General features: G+C 42.4%; 14 protein-coding genes. 13 read left to right on the forward strand and 1 reads right to left on the reverse strand.

Annotated elements, in window-relative coordinates; genetic code table 11:
* Window positions 1-80: 80 nt before the first annotated feature.
* Complete coding sequence (gene priA / locus EGC80_RS06150; RefSeq protein ID WP_124013439.1) at window positions 81-2276, reverse strand: primosomal protein N'; 2196 nt, start codon at window positions 2274-2276, stop codon at window positions 81-83.
* An 82-nt stretch (window positions 2277-2358) separates the two neighbouring features.
* Here priA and EGC80_RS06155 point away from each other — a divergent pair, with 82 nt between their 5' ends.
* The 13 genes from EGC80_RS06155 to EGC80_RS06215 all read left to right on the forward strand — a co-directional run bounded on the left by EGC80_RS06155 (window position 2359) and on the right by EGC80_RS06215 (window position 17772).
* Window positions 2359-3156 carry a FimV/HubP family polar landmark protein gene (locus tag EGC80_RS06155; protein WP_124013440.1) on the forward strand — a complete coding sequence of 266 codons (798 nt, stop codon included), beginning with the start codon at window positions 2359-2361 and terminating at the stop codon, window positions 3154-3156.
* Between the two features lie 308 nt (window positions 3157-3464).
* On the forward strand, window positions 3465-4715 hold the full coding sequence (locus EGC80_RS06160) for a FimV/HubP family polar landmark protein (RefSeq protein WP_124013441.1): 1251 nt from the start codon (window positions 3465-3467) through the stop codon (window positions 4713-4715).
* Between the two features lie 145 nt (window positions 4716-4860).
* The gene (rpmE, locus tag EGC80_RS06165) at window positions 4861-5073 is read left to right on the forward strand and encodes a 50S ribosomal protein L31 (protein ID WP_101033796.1); all 213 of its coding nucleotides are present in this window, start codon (window positions 4861-4863) and stop codon (window positions 5071-5073) included.
* 662 nt (window positions 5074-5735) lie between these two features.
* Window positions 5736-6983, forward strand: a complete 1248-nt coding sequence (locus EGC80_RS06170; RefSeq protein WP_101033797.1) for a malic enzyme-like NAD(P)-binding protein — start codon at window positions 5736-5738, stop codon at window positions 6981-6983.
* 216 nt (window positions 6984-7199) lie between these two features.
* Window positions 7200-9110 carry an RNase E specificity factor CsrD gene (csrD, locus tag EGC80_RS06175; protein WP_124013442.1) on the forward strand — a complete coding sequence of 637 codons (1911 nt, stop codon included), beginning with the start codon at window positions 7200-7202 and terminating at the stop codon, window positions 9108-9110.
* 301 nt (window positions 9111-9411) lie between these two features.
* Window positions 9412-10293, forward strand: a complete 882-nt coding sequence (locus EGC80_RS06180; protein ID WP_164839428.1) for a biogenesis protein MshI — start codon at window positions 9412-9414, stop codon at window positions 10291-10293.
* Complete coding sequence (locus EGC80_RS06185; protein WP_124013444.1) at window positions 10290-10910, forward strand: fimbrial assembly protein; 621 nt, start codon at window positions 10290-10292, stop codon at window positions 10908-10910. Before EGC80_RS06180 ends, EGC80_RS06185 begins: the two co-directional genes overlap by 4 nt.
* Entirely contained in the window at window positions 10907-11563 is a 657-nt protein-coding gene (locus EGC80_RS06190; RefSeq protein ID WP_124013445.1) for an MSHA biogenesis protein MshJ, read from the forward strand. The genes EGC80_RS06185 and EGC80_RS06190 overlap by 4 nt, the downstream gene beginning before the upstream one ends.
* Before the next feature lie 4 nt (window positions 11564-11567).
* Window positions 11568-11870 (forward strand): MSHA biogenesis protein MshK, encoded by a 303-nt coding sequence (locus EGC80_RS06195; RefSeq protein WP_164839429.1) that lies wholly within the window; start codon window positions 11568-11570, stop codon window positions 11868-11870.
* Window positions 11871-11883: 13 nt separating this feature from the next.
* A complete protein-coding gene (gene mshL, locus EGC80_RS06200; protein ID WP_124013447.1) occupies window positions 11884-13554 on the forward strand; it encodes a pilus (MSHA type) biogenesis protein MshL in 1671 nt (556 codons plus the stop codon).
* Window positions 13555-13637: 83 nt separating this feature from the next.
* Window positions 13638-14582: an ExeA family protein gene (locus EGC80_RS06205; protein ID WP_124013448.1), complete on the forward strand. Its 945-nt coding sequence runs from the start codon at window positions 13638-13640 to the stop codon at window positions 14580-14582.
* Complete coding sequence (locus tag EGC80_RS06210) at window positions 14579-16015, forward strand: tetratricopeptide repeat protein (RefSeq protein ID WP_124013449.1); 1437 nt, start codon at window positions 14579-14581, stop codon at window positions 16013-16015. The genes EGC80_RS06205 and EGC80_RS06210 overlap by 4 nt, the downstream gene beginning before the upstream one ends.
* Complete coding sequence (locus tag EGC80_RS06215) at window positions 16012-17772, forward strand: GspE/PulE family protein (RefSeq protein ID WP_124013450.1); 1761 nt, start codon at window positions 16012-16014, stop codon at window positions 17770-17772. The genes EGC80_RS06210 and EGC80_RS06215 overlap by 4 nt, the downstream gene beginning before the upstream one ends.
* Window positions 17773-17774 lie beyond the last annotated feature (2 nt).

A 17774-nucleotide genomic window follows, 5' to 3' on the forward strand; every position in this document is an offset into this window, starting at 1 on the left:
GTTTTTTTGTATTGAATACTAACCTAAGTGAAGTTTATGTCATATATAAGGTCGGTTAACTCGGTAATGTTGCTGTTTTATTACATCAAATCCTGCGGATCACGATCGATACTCCAACGACAACGCTTACTTTCAGGTATTTGTTCAATTTGGGCTAATACCCGTTCAAATTCAGTTTGTAAACGCTGCCTACTCTTGGCTTGCAGTATTAATTGGCGTCGATATTTGCCTGCTTTGCGATCAAGGGGGGCCGGAATTGGGCCAATGATTTCAAAGTCCTTATCTTGTGGTAATAGTTCACTGGTTCGGGCTAAAAAAGCATCAGCATCTTCTGCTAAATGCGCTTCTGCACGAATTAATACCATGTGCCATGCGGGTGGTAATAATGCTTGTTGGCGTTCTTTTAGCTGACTGCGAGCGAACTCACCATAACCGCGTTTCAATAAATCACGTAAAATGGGGTTATCACTTTGATGGGTTTGCAGTAGCACTTTGCCGGGTTTGTCTGCGCGGCCAGCACGGCCCGATACTTGAGTATATAGCTGGCCAAAACGTTCTGGTGCACGAAAGTCAGCACTGAATAATGCGCCGTCAACATCAAGTAAACCGACTAAGGTCACATCTGGGAAATGATGGCCTTTTGCGAGCATCTGCGTGCCGACCAGGATTTTATATTTTCCCATATAGATTCCCTTCAACTGCTGCTCTAGCGAGCCCTTTCTTCGCGTGGTGTCTCGGTCAATACGCACAACGGGGTGTTTGGGAAACAGTTTGATTAATTCTTGTTCTAGTTGTTCGGTGCCTAAGCCGTGACCCATTAGCATGGTGCTACCACATTGATGGCATTGACGTGGAATAGCGTATTGATTGCCGCAGTGATGACAACATATTTCATTTAAGCCTTGATGGACGGTAAAAAAGGCATCACAGCGATCGCATTCATGTAAGTGACCACATTCATGGCACAGCAAGGCGGGAGCAAATCCACGGCGGTTTAAAAACAGAAGCACCTGATTACCCGCGTCAAGGTGCATACGCATTTCATTAATCAATGATGTAGACATGCCGGCTTTTAGTGGCTGCGAAGTAATATCGACAATACCTTGCTTGACCTTTTGGGCCGCACCGGCGCGTTCGCTCAGTTCAAGGTGATGATAGCGTCCTGATAATGCATTTTGTAAGGTTTCTAACGATGGTGTCGCCGACCCCAAAACCACCTGGATATCTTCAAGGTGTCCGCGCATTACCGCTAAGTCACGGGCGTGATAGCGCACTCCTTCCTGTTGTTTAAAGCTACTATCATGCTCTTCATCCAGAATAATTAATCCAGGGTAGGCCATCGGCGTAAAGAGTGCTGAGCGAGTACCAATGATAATTGCCGCTTCGCCCACACGCGCTTGCCGCCAAGCCTCAAGTCGTTGATTATCGGTTAGTCCTGAGTGGATCACCGCAACATTGACTTCGAAACGGCGTTTAAAGCGATTAATGGTTTGCGGGGTTAAGCCGATTTCCGGAACAAGAATAAGTGCTTGTTTGCCTTGTTGTAAAATAGTCTCAAGCAAGGTTAGGTAGACTTCGGTTTTACCTGAGCCGGTAATCCCTTCTAATAAGGTGCAATGAAACCCTTGTTGTTGCGTTAGCACCGACACCGCGACGGCTTGTTGCTTGTTAAGCTTATGGGGTGATTCATTCATGACCAGCTGTTGACGCCAACTTAAATCATGGCTGAGCACTTTTTGCTGCCGTTCAATCCACTCTCTTTGTTCTAATGCCTTTAGCGCAGGTTTGCTTAATTGTTGGGTGATGAATTCATCGTGGCTAATTGAGTTGGCCAGCAATAACTCATACAGTTTTTTTTGTGCTGGGGCACGTTTTAATACGCTAGAATCAGCATTGCGTCCTTGTTGGCTTAAATGATATTCAATCACCGCCTGCGGTGCAGCGTTTAGGCCTTTTCGCAATGCAACCGGCAGCGCTTGGCTGAGCATTTGTCCTTGAGTGGTAAAGTAATACCGGGCGGCCCATAGGGTTAATTTATAGAGCGAATCAGGTAACAATGGGGCATCATCAAGTACTGCAGTGACAGATTTAATTTGTTGCGGTGCCAAGTCACAGCTATCATTAATAGCGGTAATTAGGCCGATGAGTTGTTGAGGGCCAAAAGGGACTTTAACTCTAAGACCTATTTGCAATCCCGCTTGATGTTGCTCTTTTACGCGATAACTAAAGTTTCTGCGCAAGGGGACGGGTAAGGCGACTTCAACAAACACGGGCATAAGACTTCATCATTTTTCAATTGTATAGTGGATTGTTGATCAGTTTACCTCTAAGTGTCATCAAAGAGATAGGGCAACATATATGCGTAAAGGACTTATTGAGGTCGGTATCATAGTCTTTGGATTATTAGGTAATATTGCTGCAGTAACGGCTCAAGTGGATCATGTCAGTATCAATAGTCGTCAATTTGAATTGAATAAAGTAGCCAGATTAAGAGTCAATATGGTGGCTCAAAATGATGATGTGTCGCGGCTAAGCTTTTATATTCGTCAGTTAGATGATGGTAACGTTCAGCAGCAGAAGTTAACGGTACAAGGGATTAATCACTTCTTATTTCAGCTTAGTGGCACTGACGTTGTCAGTGATCCAAATGCGCAGTTAATGATTACTCAAGACACTGCGGCAGGAGTGGCGACGTTAGCGATAATGGCCGTTTTTGATGCACCGTATTCGGTTAATAGTGCAACCTTAGTCTCTAATCTTGATAATCAGCAAACATCACCAGTTGCGACCCCCCCCGTTATGAGAGCCTCCAAAACTCGGCAAGTTGACCATCGCTTGGCTCAAGAGCCATCACTACCAGCACCATCAAGCGTTAAATCAGCTCAACAGGTGAGATGTTTGATTGAACGGGATAATAGTGACACATTATGGCGAATCGCTAACCGTTATAAAGAACAATGGCATACGAGTGTTTATGGTGCGATGCTAGCTATTTTTGAGACTAATTTACTGGCTTTTTCCAAGCAAAAAATTCACTTATTAGTGAAAGATGTTCCATTGAATTGCCCATCAACGGCTATTTTAGCGGAATACAATAATAAAGCATTCGACAAGAAAGTCTTTGAGATGATTGAAGCGAAACATGGCGAGAAATAAGTTTTCTGACCATAAAGAGTGATAATCAGCATCACCCATCGAGTATTTACTCTTGTTTGTCAGTAATGGGTTGCAGCTGATTATGTTAATTTATATAGTTGTCCGTATTAAGACTTGTGATTTCGATCGGTCTTAAGGTTAAAAAGTAAACAATAATAATAAATTACAACCAGATAAGCTTAGTGTAAGAACATTATTAGTCAGTGCTGTTAGTCAGCGAAGTAGTGTATAAGGACATTAAATATCATGGTTTTACAGCGTAATTTTGCGCTGTGTTGAAGCGATTTATAATCAAAAGGATTGATTTAATGAGAAGCTTTAAGGTGCTAGCAATATTAGCATTACTGGCTGTTGATAGTATTTCAACGGTTATTGCACAAGTCAGTCATATCAGTATTGATACCATTCCATTTGAAAGTGGACAATCTCCTAACCTAACCGTGCAAATCATAACCGATCAACATGATTTATCGCGGCTGACTTTTTATTTACGTCAAATTTATCAAAATAATATAGTGTTAGAAAAGCTTACTGTAGAACGACGCGATGGTGATGTATTTGTGTTAAACGGTGCTGAAAAAATACACGATCCGGATGCGGCACTTATTGTATCTGAATACCGTAATGCTAAATGGCTGCAATATTCGCCGGTATCTATATTCTCTCAAGCTATTGTTCAGGATCAGTACCAGCCAGTTGCCATAAAAACAATGAAGTCTCCTTCGGCATTGCCGACATCGATACCTAAGTCAATAAATACCAAGGCCATCGCATCACCTCAAGACGCGCCAATGCAAAAGAGAGTGGATCAATGTCAGATCACTTTGTTAGCAGATGATACCTTATGGGAAATTGCTGTGCGTTATCGCAAGCAATGGAATTCAAACCTCTATGGCGCAATGCTTGCCCTTTATCAAACTAATCCATCAGCATTTCATCAAAATAATATTAGCCAACTGCGATTAGGAAACTCATTACGCTGCCCATCAGTGGAGACGCTTTCGCACTATCAAGATATCGCAGTAGATAAAGTGACATTTGATAGTTTAGTGGCTACTCAAGGTGGTCAGTCTCAAGTGGTACCAACGCCGGTGTTACCCGTTAGTACATCGATTGTCGCGACTCAGCCGGTATCAACAAATGGCTCAATCAATTCAATCGACAGTAAAACATCTGAAAGTAATCAACAATTAGCGATTATTGATAAAACGCAAATAGTGCCTCAGCCAACACCCGTCAATAAAGTAGCCAAGACATCAGCCCCTGCAAAAAAAGACATGCAGACCGATGGGCAGGATAAAATCTGTGTAATTGATAAATCTCCACAAGATACGTTATGGCGTGTTGCCGATCGTTACTATCGACAATGGCAAATCAGTGTCTTCGGGGCAATGCTGGCGATTTATGATGCAAATCCGAATGCGTTTGCAGATGATAAAATTTACTTACTGATGGCAGATAGCCGTTTAAAATGTCCCTCTAGGGTGATATTGAACCAATATCAAAATTCGTCGGAGGCCCAAGTTACCTACGAGGCTCTAGCACGCAGGTATAGGTAGTCATAGTATCGTTTAGAAATTCTACTTGTTTGTGTACATGAGACACTGTATTATCTTGCGCCTAAAACATATTGTTATTAACTGCATGTGGTGCTCAACTTCGGGTTGGGAGAGCGACATGGCCTTCAATTTAAGGTAACCCCAAATGAAAACAGGTATCCACCCAAATTACGCTGAAATTACTGCAACTTGTAGTTGTGGTAACATCATCAAAGTGAACTCAACTGCAGGTAAAAACCTACACTTGGACGTATGTGGTGCATGTCACCCATTCTACACTGGTACTCAGAAAGTTGTTGATACTGGCGGACGTATTGATAAGTTCAACAAGCGTTTTGGTATGCTTGGCAAAAAATAATTGCATTGCAATTATTTTTAATAAGGCGCCTTTGGCGCCTTTTTTATTGCTTATCGTTAACAAATCCCATCTCTTAACTCGAGTTGAGGATAAATAACCTCAATTCTGGCGAATAAACGGTTATCAACCAGCCCTTTGTTACGCTCTACGTGTTGTATCGACTTACCATAGGCCAGTTATTGCCGCGTCAATACGCCTTGTTAGCAAAACAAATGCAAGTTTGATATTGCAGACTTGAAATAAACCTATTTTTTACACGTTACTCCATCTCTTATCCCGAATTGAGGTTAACCAGTATTGTGCTGAGGCGAAAACTAATTTTTTAGTGACAAACAATATAAAAAAAATAAAGGCTACTTTATTGTTATTTAGACAAAATAAACTGCAAATATCAACCTCTATATCCGATTGTTATGGTAAATCTTGTTATTTTCCTACATTTTTAACTTATTGATTTATATATATTCATATTCGAAGAGTTAGATTAATAAAACATACCCTCTGTTTTGGCCCACAACACCTCCTATGATTAAGTTTTTGATTTATATCGTCCTTGTATTAGCGTATTGTGATTAAAATTTTCGATGGTTAGCAAGCTCACTGTAAGTGTGTACTGCGGATCATACTTTCCTTCATAGATAGCGCATTTCAGGATGTATAAAATGTCAGATATTCGTCAACAAGCCCTCGATTATCATGAATTCCCCATACCAGGTAAAACAGCTGTTTGCCTGACAAAACCCGCTCAATCGAGCCACGATCTTGCTTTGGCATATAGTCCTGGCGTGGCAGAGCCGGTTAGAGAGATCGCATCGAATCCTGAAAATGCCTATCGATATACTAATAAAGGCAACACTGTCGCGGTGATCACCAACGGGACCGCTATTTTAGGACTGGGTAATTTAGGTCCATTAGCTTCAAAACCTGTTATGGAAGGCAAATCTCTGCTCTTTAAACGTTTTGCTAATATTGACTCGATTGATATTGAAGTGAAACACCGCACCACTGAAGATTTTATCAATACCGTCGAGTCTATTGCCGATACTTTTGGTGGGATTAACTTAGAAGACATTAAGGCGCCAGAATGCTTTGAAATTGAACGCGAGCTTATTAAGCGTTGTAATATTCCGGTGTTTCATGACGATCAACATGGCACTGCAATTGTCACGGCTGCCGGCATGTTAAACGCGCTCGAAATTCAGGGTAAAAAAATTGATGATGCAGTATTTGTCTGTTTAGGTGCTGGTGCAGCTGCGATTGCGTGTATGACCATGATAGTAAAATGTGGTGCATTACGAGAAAATGTCTACATGCTCGACAGACAAGGCGTTATCCATACTCGTCGTGACGATATCAATGAATACAAAGCATTATTTGCTAACAATACTGACAAACGCACCTTGCAAGATGTGATGAAGGATGCCGATGTATTTTTAGGATTGTCAGGCGCGAACCTTTTGGCTGCTGATGATATCGCCTTAATGGCACCAAACCCGGTTATTTTTGCTTGTTCAAATCCTGATCCAGAAATTAAACCTGAATTAGCCCATAGCATCCGTAAAGACTTAATTATGGGTACGGGTCGTAGTGACTATCCAAATCAAGTAAACAATGTATTGTGCTTCCCGTTTATTTTTCGAGGCGCGCTCGATGTCCGCGCGGCTGTGATTAACGACGAAATGAAGCTGGCTGCAGTGTATGCTATTGCTAACCTCGCCAAGGAGCCTGTCCCTGCTGAGGTATTAGCCGCTTATCCAAACGTGTCATCATTGAGTTTTGGTTCACAATATGTGTTGCCTAAACCAATGGACCCAAGATTACTGCCGCTAGTTGCTCGAGCAGTATCACAAGCGGCAATCGATTCTGGGGTGGCTAAAATCATCACCTTGCCGACTGAATATCAGGTATAGACAGTTAGCTATAAATAATCAGCGATAGATGATCTGCTATAAGTCATCGCATGATGGTAAAAAAATATCGTTAATTAAAGGGGCTTTTGCCCCTTTTTATTGGCTATTGCAAAAGCATGATTAAAAACGAATAGTGAACTTGCCGAGCACAATCGTTATACTGGACAAAATTTGAGTTATTAATAAAATAAATAAATCCAGCAGGATAGCGGATAAATGAAACTCACCAAGATCCTTACCAAAAAACTGACCAGCTTTTGGCTGCTTTCATTAGTCGCAGTGGCTTTTGTGTTTTTACTGTGTGCGGTGATGGGCTTTACTCAATTAACCTACACTTTTCAGCAACAGAAAGTCGCTGAATTAGAAACCATGTTAGCTGCTGACTATCAACAACATGGCAATAATCAATTTTCTACTTGGTTACCCCCTTTGCTAACGGCTTATAACGCGGTTGATTTTTCTCTGTCGCAAGGCAGCCAATTAGTTTATCAATTTCATCGCAGTAAAGCCGACACGCCCAGCAGTAGTTTGACCCTATATCAGACCCAGTTAAGTCATGGAAAATTATCGATGACGATAACCTTACCTCCACCATTTTCTTTACATGATCTTGGCTGGCATGAGCTGATTATGCTCGTCATTGGTTTTATCAGCATAGGTATTTTTGTGCGTTTTGGTTATGGTTGGTATTCCAGAGAGTTAGATGGGATTGAACAACTCGCTCTGCGCAGTAAGCTCATTTTAGACGGTCACTTAAAGCAAGCTGCCGATATGCCGACTAATGGTAAGCCAAGGATGATAAACCGTGCGATCAGTCAATTGCTTGCCGAGCTCGATGATGCCCGCAAAGAACGTGGCCGCTTAGATCAATTTATTCGTAAAGATACTTTCCTTGATAAACAAACTCAGATTGGCAACCCGATATTCTTTCAAAACCGTCTTGATGGATTGAGCCATAATCAAAAAATGATTGTTCATGGCGTACTGATGTTGATTGAGTTTGATGATGTTGATTTAGTCGAAGACCAATACGGTGAGAGCGGTGTGAAGACCATGCTTTCATTAACAACCCAAGCCATTACTGCTGCATTAGTCCAATATGAGGACAGTATTTTTGCGCGGCGTAGTTACTCACAATTAGCCATAGTCGTACCACAATTATCCCAGGTAGAAGCGGATCAGTTAGCCCAGCGAATACTCAAAATCTGCCTTGCATTACCTTTTTCTGGCATAGGTAATCCTGATAATTTTCTACATTTAGGCTGTGCGTTTTTTAAAATTGCAGATTTACAAGTTCAACTTGTTGAAGAAGCAGAGATGGCACTTCGAGCAGCACAATTACAACGGGTTAATAACTGGTTTATGTACGACAAAGGCGCGTTAGATGAACAAATTGCTAAAGGTTCTGTGCGTTGGCGTAGTTTCATTGAAAATGCACTGGTTTCAAAACGATTTTTTACCTTACAGCAAGTTATTGTCGATAGCGATAATCAGATTTTACATTATGAAATATTCAGTCGTGCTCGTGATTTACACGGTAATGATGTGCGCGCAACACTGTTTATTCCGATGGCCAATAAATGTGGATTGATGCCACAGATTGAACGCCAAATGTTGGAACAAGTACTCTTCAGGTTAATGTCCGAAAATACATCAACCTACAGTATCAACTTAAGTCTATATAGTTTGACCAGCAGAGCGTTTGTTCGTTGGTTACAATCGACGTTATTGGAACATCGCCCTTTAGCGGCACGACTTATTTTTGAAGTGTCGGAAGACATCATTGTTAAAAACCAGAAAAATACTTCACTGCTTAAAACGCTCGATATGTTAAGAAAAATGGGCGCTAAATTAGCGGTAGATCATGTTGGCCAATATGTTGTGGGGACTCACTATATTCAGGAGTACCACTTTGATTTAGTGAAATTACATCGTTCGATCGTGCGACGAGTACATCAACGTTCAGAAAACCAATTGTTTATACGCAGTCTAATTGGTGGCCTTTATCGCGCCGAAGTGAAAGTTATTGCTGAAGGTGTTGAATGTTTCGAAGAATGGCAAACGTTAAAAATTCTAGGCGTGAGTGCTGCTCAGGGAGAGTTTTTGGGGCAAAGATCTGAAGTTTAAGTATTATAGTGCTATGTTTGCGGTAATTCATTCACGTTAGATCTTGTTTATCAATAGATTGCACCTTATTGTAAGTAGATATGTGGCATATTTATGATGATTTATAGCATTAACGCAATAATAACAAACTGTAATCGTGATAAAATTGCCCGGTAATACTAGAAAACACCATATATCTTAATCGAATTGTATCGATGTTACGTGTTGTTGTATTAGATTTATAATGTCGTTTTTGGATGTTGTACCTCTGCTCAGTAATCTTAACTAACTAATTAATATGTTAGTGAATATGGACTACCCAATGGACAATGGTTTTTTGAGTAAACTAGCTTTTTGGCAGACATCGCAATTGATGGGTAATGTAGGCGTATTTATCACTGGTAATTCGCTGTGGGTGTGTCATCCCCAACAAGGTCAAATCGCGCCAGTTATCAATCAAATTTTAGTACAAAAAAACAATTTGCTTCAAGCCTTTGAAACACTAAAGAGCCAGTTTGGCCGTGTTCGGGTGCAATTAGTACTGTCGCAGCAGTATTATCAATTATTACAAGCTGACAAACCCAATGTCGAACCTGGCGAAGTGACTCAGGCGTTGATCTGGTCTGTTAAAGATATGGTGTCAGAGCCTGTCACTAATATTTATCTGGATTATTTTGAGTCCAGTCTTATCTCCAGTTCAAAAGTGAATGTGGTGGTTAGTAGCCGTCAGTTTTTAACTCAAGTGGCAAGTGCTTGTGATGCTAACGGATTAGATGTTGCCGGGATAAGCATTGAAGAATTCGCATTAAGCCATCTATTAACCCACGATAATATGGCACATATGTTGGTAGCCCACTTGCCACAACAAGAGTTGTTGTTGTTGGTTGTTAAAGCGGGTGAAGTGTTAATGCAACGTCGAGTGAGAGGGTTTAATCAGCTTAACAAAGCGACTTTAGAAGAGTTAAAGCTGGGCTTAGCCGATAATCTCAGTTTAGAAATTCAACGGTCTATGGACTATTTTGAAAGCCAATTACGTCAAGCTCCAGTGGGATCGATTAGTATCTTGGCTGAAGGTGATAGTTCATCATTAGCCAATCTTGTCGGCGCTAACTTTAATCAAAAAGTGGTTGCCGTGACTCACGATGGCGTACCGAGTTTACTTGCTCAGTTAGCGTTGCAGGAATTAGCTCGAGGTGAAGCGTGATAAAAACCGCCGTTAATTTATATTCCACAGATTTGTTGCCGAAAAAACAAAGACTGACCTTTATAAGGCTGATGCTTGCATTGGCCTTTCTGTGCGGATGCAGCGCGGTACTTTATGCAGTAGGACTGTGGCATGCCGATGAGTTGCAAACCCTAAACCAGCAGGCAAGCACTGAGAAAAATAGTTTAAAAAACCAGAAAAGTCAGCTTGAACAACAAATTGCTGCCCGTAAGCCCAATGGGGACTTAGTGGCAAAGGTTGAGCTTGAACAGCAGCGTTTAGATCTAAAAAAACTGTTAAAAGATGAGCTTAGCCAACGCAATACTCTGATTAGCCAAGGTTACTCGCCAATGCTGACTGACTTGGCCGCCGTGGCGGATAGCAGTGTGTGGTTGAGTCATATCACCATTGAACAGCAAAAAAACGATGCTCAACGCATTGAGTTTGAAGGTTACGGTCGTCATCCGCAAAGTATTCCATTATGGATAGATAAACTCAAAACCACTTCAACATTAAAGGGTTATGCGTTTTCAGCAATGACGATGGATCGCGGCGAAGCACAACCGTTGGCGTTTAAATTAATAAGCCAACCCATTGCTAAGGAGTCAGCACAATGAAGCAGCAATGGCTGGTGTGGTCGTCAAAATTTGATGCGTTAAGCCCTCGAGAGCGGATATTGATTACGTTTGCTCTGCTAGTTCTGGCAGGGATGTTGCTGTTTATGCCATTAGAATCGCAATGGAAACAGCACCAAAGCTTACAAAATCAGCTTAAGGGGCTAGAACAAGAAAATTCGATTTCCTTACAGCAAGTGGCACTCTATGAAGAGCGTTTACAACTTGACCCTAATAAAGATTATCAGCAACGGTTACAAATCATTACCGAGCAGATGCAATTGATTGATGCCGATCTCACCGATCAAATGGTTGATATGGTTCCTGCGGATTACATGCCAACAGTATTAGCCAACTTGTTGGGTAATGTGAAAGGCGTGACATTAATCTCGTTTGCCTCCATTGCACCCAAAGCCTTACTGCAAGTGGGTGATGGCAGTAAAGTTAACCTTTACAGTCATGGTATTAAGCTGATGTTACAAGGCGATTATTTTTCTATTTTAGCGTTTATTAAAGCCGTTGAAACGATGCCAGATAAATTGTATTGGAAGCGTTTAGATTACCGTGTTGAATCTCATCCCGAAGCGTTAGTTGAATTAGAACTTTACACACTGAGTGTGAATAAGGACTTTATCAGTGTTGCGAAACAAGATTAATCCCATGGCGTATGCATCCTGCCTAATGATGCTGTTAGTGTTTGCTGCAAACGCACAGACATTACGTGATCCAACCTTACCGGGTCAGGGCTTTATTGCCGTTAAGGCCAAAGCCGATAACCCATCTTTGGTGTTAAACAGTATTGTTAACGGCCAACATAGCTATGCGGTCATTAATAATATTATTCTTTCGGTGGGTGACGCAATTAGCGGCAGTGGATTACGTGTATCAAAGATTAGCCAAGACTATGTCACCTTGTCAGATGGAAGAAAACTTCAGCTATTTCAGTCGATAACAGAGCGGTAGGATAAGAATAAAAATGAATGTAATTAAATATGTTACTCCTCTGATGTCGCTGTGCCTAGTTGCTTGCCAAACGACAGATAGACCCGATCCACAAACCGCAAAAGCGGCTTTGAATGAGTCAAGGCAACAAGCTGAGACCCGTCAAGCCACTGTGCCACCACCAGCGGTTATGCCAGAAGATGTTCAACGTGAGCTTAATGGTAATAATGTGTTGAGCTCATCAGCAAGGGCCTTACCTGCAGAGCGTCGTTTTGATGTGTCAGCAAATGACGTTGATGCGAGAGTGTTCTTTCCAAGCTTAGTCAAAGACACGCCCTTAAGTGTTGCGGTACATCCTGATGTGCAAGGTAACATTTCGTTATCATTAAAAGCGGTCACCTTGGCAGAAACCATTCAGGTTGTTGAAGACATTTACGGTTACCAAGTTAAGCGCGAAGGTCGTATTTTACGGGTTTACCCGTCGGGTATGAGAACCGAAACGTTCCCATTAAATTATATCTATATGCAACGAGAAGGTTTGTCATTAACTTCGGTGAGCTCTGGTCGTATTTCCGATCAAAATAGTAACTCAAACAGCAGTGGTAATAGCAGTTCGAGCAGCAACAGTAGTTCGAGTAACAGTAACAATAGTAGCAATGGTAATGCCAACAGCAGTGACAATACCAATGGTACGTTTATTCGTTCAACGACCAAGACGGATTTTTGGGGTGAGTTAGAAGCCACCTTAATGTCAATTATGGGTGAAACCGGTGGCGGGCGACAAGTGGTGGTGACACCTCAAGCAGGGCTGGTAACCGTTCGGGCTTTCCCTGATGAATTACGTCAAATTCGTAGCTTCTTACAAATAGCAGAAAGCCATTTACAGCGCCAAGTGATTTTAGAAGCAAAAATTATAGAAGTAACCTTATCTGATGGTTACCAGCAAGGGATCCAGTGGGAGAATGTTTTAGGCCATGCCGGCAATACCAACATTGATTTCAGTACCTCAGCAGGACAAGGTTTAAGTAATGCCATTACATCTGCCATTGGCGGTGTCACCTCGATTAATTTCACCGGAAGCGATTTTAGTAGCATTATTAGTTTGCTGGATACTCAAGGTGATGTAGATGTGCTTTCAAGTCCTCGTGTTACGGCTTCTAATAACCAAAAAGCGGTTATTAAAGTGGGTAATGACGAATACTTTGTCACTGATGTGTCATCAACGACAGTGGCTGGCACCACTCCAGTGACGACGCCACAGGTTGAACTAACGCCATTTTTCTCCGGCATTGCCTTAGATGTAACGCCTCAGATTGACGAAGATGGCAATGTAATATTGCATGTTCATCCTTCCGTGATAGATGTGAAAGAACAAACTAAAGAGATAAAAATCAGTGATTCAACCTTAGAGTTACCGTTAGCGCAAAGTGAGATCCGTGAGTCGGATACGGTTATCCGCGCCGCTTCTGGCGATGTCGTGGTGATTGGTGGATTAATGAAGAGCGAAAACATTGAAACCGTGTCAAAAGTACCGTTATTGGGTGATATTCCTTTTCTGGGCGAAGCTTTCACCAGCCGCACTAAATCTAAAAAGAAAACCGAATTGATTATTATGTTGAAACCAACGGTTGTCGGTGGTGATACATGGAAGGATGAGTTAAAGCGCTCACAAGATTTAATAGAGCGTTGGTATCCTTCTAAGTAGTGGCGGTTGGTGATTGATAGATAAGTTGCCGTAGGCGGTTGATAAGTGTGGCGGTTGAAATTGATAAGGGATAGCCAGTAATTATGTATTTGCAGCACTTTGGCTTAAGTCAGTTGCCCTTTACGCTTACCCCAAATACGGGTTTCTTTTTTGGCTTGTCGCCGCATGTGGAAGCCTTACAAGTACTCCAAACCGCATTGCAGACAGGTGAAGGTTTTATCAAGGTCACTGGTGAAGTGGGCACAGGTAAAACCTTGGTTTGTCGTAAGCTGATAAATGATTTACCGGCTCAATACCATTGCGCTTACTTACCTAATCCCTATTTAACCCCTAAAGAATTACGCTGGGCTGTGGCGGGTGAACTTGGCTTGGCATTACCGAACAAATTAGATCAGCAACAGCTAACAAGGCTAATCCATGAGCGTTTGTTAGCGTTAAATCACCAAGGCTTTCACGTAGTGTTAGTGTTGGACGAAGCACAATCATTACCTGATGACAGTATTGAAGCGTTACGCTTATTTACTAACTTAGAAACCGAAAGTCGCAAGTTGCTGCAAGTCGTGCTGTTTGGTCAACCAGAATTAGACGAACGTTTGGCGCAAGCTAAATTTAGACAATTAAGACAACGTATTACCTTTAGCTACGATCTGCGTCCGTTAACATGGGATGAAATACAAGCTTATATTCATCACCGACTTGCTGTTGCGGGTTATCAAGGGCCGGAATTGTTTAGTACCGTCGATATTAAGCGTATTGCCAAAGCCGCTCGAGGCATCCCGCGTTTAGTGAATATATTGGCGCATAAGAGTTTATTGCTGTGTTATGGCCAAGGTGAAAAAAAGGTACTGTCGCGGCATTGTCTCGCGGCAATAATGGATACCGAAGATGTTAATTTACAACACAAAGTAACGTTCTCTCGTGTCAGTATGCTGCTCATTATATTGTTTGGGGTATTGCTGTTGTTTATCGGATTGAATGGCCCAAATTGTTGTGGTGAATGGATGACACAAATAAGCGAAATTAAATGAGTGTGATTATCAAAATGCTCAAAGATTTAGAGCAGGGTCAGCAGCCCGGAATAGACAACCCATCGGCACCACCGGTGGGAGAATTCGTGCGTCCTGAAATTCAGTATCAATCCGTCGCTAAATCTCGCTCAGCATCTATTGGTCTTTTTATTGTTGCGGCACTATTGATCCCCACGTTGTGGTTTGGTGTGTCGATGTACCGCCAAGCCAATATTCAAATGGTCAGTGAGCCAGTCGCTGTCAGCGCTTCTGCGAGTAAAGAAACCCAATCATTGCTGAGTCAGCCACAAGATAATGATGGTGTTGCTACTGAGTCGCCTAAGTTGTTAGTTGTAAGCTCAACAGCGACATCGATTCAAGCTCCTATTGAAGCATCAACTCAGGCGAACACTGTCGCAATAACTCAAGACAGTACTCAAGTCAGTCAGACAACGGATACCTCAGCAGTGGGCACTGCATTAGAGACTCATCAAAGCATTGACATGACAGCACCTGAAACGCCACAAACTAGGGGGCAAGTCGCTGAAACAGTCAAAACACCCGCGCAAATAGCGGCAGCCTTAGTCACAGAAATAGTCACAGAAACAGTCACAGATAAGCCCAGTGTTTTAGGCTCGAATAAGACAGCCCTAAATAACATCGGAACAAATCAGACTGTATCGAATAACGCGGTATCAAGTAAGACTATATCGAATAACACTACATCGAATAAGATTGCACCTAATAACAGTGCATCTAATAACATTGCCCCCACGCAAGCCTTAACCACAGCGCCATCGTCTGGTTTGCCTGCACAAGCTCCAATTGTGATACAAAAGCCGGTGGAAATGACGGTTAAAGAAGTGGTTCTCACTAAGACGCAAATGGCGCAATTGCAATATCAAAAAGCGATGAATGCAGAGCAAGCGCAGCGCCTTGATGATGCAGCAGGTTACTATTTAGAAGCGATTATTTTACAGCCGAGTTTACATAAAGCCCGTAAGCAATTGGCCAAAATTTATTATGTGCAAAGTAATCTTACGGCGGCAATGCTATTACTCGAAAGTGGAGTCAGTTTATTTCCGCAGCAATGGGAGTTTTATGTGATTCTGTCGCAAATTCAAACTCAAATGAAGGCTTATGATGCCGCATTGTCGACAGTGGCCATGATCCCCGATAACTCTTTATGGGCTCGTGATAAATGGATAGCCCAAACCGATTTAGCCCAAAAATCGAAAAATTTTGCTTTAGCCGAGGCTGCTTATCGTCACTTATTGTTATCCGAATCGACTAAACCTCGCTGGTGGATGGGCTTAGGTTATTCACTCGATTCGCAGAAAAAATATCCCCAAGCCGCTCAAGCTTACCGATCAGCATTAAGCTATGAAGGATTATCAACTTCAGCCATGACATTTATTGAAAAGCGTTTAGATCAGTTAGGAGCAAACCGATGAAGCCTAAGTTAAAGATGCGGTTAGGAGATCTTCTTGTTCAAGAGCTGATTATCACCGACGAGCAATTACAGCAAGCATTAACAGAGCAACGTAGCTCAGGTAAAAAGCTGGGTCGGACATTAATTGATTTGAACTGTATCACTGAAGATCAGTTACTTAAGTTTTTATCTCAGCAGCTTAATTTACCGTACCTTGATATTAGTCGTCGTCCGATTGCCGCCGAAGTGGTCAATATTCTCCCCGAAGTACAAGCGCGACGTTTTCGTGCTTTAGTGGTGGAAAGTCATTCCGACCATGTGTTAGTTGCTATGAGTGATCCTGCTGATTTGCAAGCTATCGACAACATTGAAGTATTAGTTGCCCCTAAGCAGTTAATGATCGCGGTGGCGCCAGAACAACAATTACTCGATGCGTTTGACAACCTTTACCGCCGTACCGATCAAATTGCAGCGATTGCCGGTAAGCTTGATGAAGAATATGCCGCTGATGACATGTTCGATTTGGCTAATTTAACGCAAAGCGACAGTGATAACGAAACCACAGTGGTGAAGTTATTACAGTCTATTTTTGAGGATGCGGTTCAAATGCGTGCCTCAGATATTCACATTGAACCCGGCGATAAAGTCTTGCGGATCCGCCAGCGTATTGATGGTCAATTGCATGAAAACATTCTCAGTGAGGTTAATATTGCCTCGGCCCTGGTATTACGGCTTAAATTGATGGCGGGATTGGATATTTCAGAAAAGCGTATGCCACAAGATGGCCGTTTTCATATGGAAATAAAAGGTCATCAAATCGACGTGCGGATGTCGACCATGCCGATTTATCATGGCGAATCTGTGGTGATGCGTTTATTAGATCAAACCACCGGCCTGCGCACCTTAGATGAAACCGGCATGCCAGCGCATATTGTGGCGCGTATTCGTAAACAGATTAAACGTCCTCACGGTATGTTGTTAGTTACTGGGCCAACAGGTAGCGGTAAAACGACCACCTTGTACGGTATTTTAAGTGAGCTTAACACTGCAGATAGAAAGATTATCACCGTAGAAGATCCGGTTGAATATCAATTACCGCGAATTAACCAAGTCCAGGTTAATCATAAGATTGGTTTAGACTTTTCTAACGTGCTGCGTACCACGCTTCGTCAAGATCCCGACATCATCATGGTGGGAGAAATGCGTGACCAAGAAACCGTGGAAATTGGTTTACGAGGTGCATTAACCGGTCACTTCGTGTTATCGACGTTACATACTAATGATGCTGTTACCAGTGCGTTGCGATTACTCGATATGGGCGCGGCAAGTTATTTGGTTGCCAGTGCGCTACGGGTCATTATCGCTCAGCGTCTGGTTCGACGTGTTTGCCATAATTGTGCGATAGATTATCAGCCCACAGCGGCTGAACGTAGCTGGCTTAACAGTGTGACTAAAAGAGATATTAGCAGCGCCACGTTTAAAGTGGGCAGCGGTTGTCAAACCTGTAACGGCTCAGGCTATCGCGGCCGAATTGGTATTTTTGAAATACTCGAACTCGATGAGAACATGATAGATGCCATGCGCACCGGTAATCCGCAAGATTTCGCTCGTGCAGCCCTGCGCAGTCCTAACTTTATCCCACTGGCACATTCCGCGATGGAGTATTTATTCTTAGGCACGACCACACTCGAAGAGGTGTCAAAACTGGTTGAAGATGTCAGTGAATCGAAAGTGGCCTTGTCGGAAGATTTGATTAGCCAACAAGATATTGGATTGTAATA

Origin of the sequence: Shewanella psychromarinicola (assembly GCF_003855155.1) — a bacterium.
Classification (GTDB): domain Bacteria; phylum Pseudomonadota; class Gammaproteobacteria; order Enterobacterales; family Shewanellaceae; genus Shewanella; species Shewanella psychromarinicola.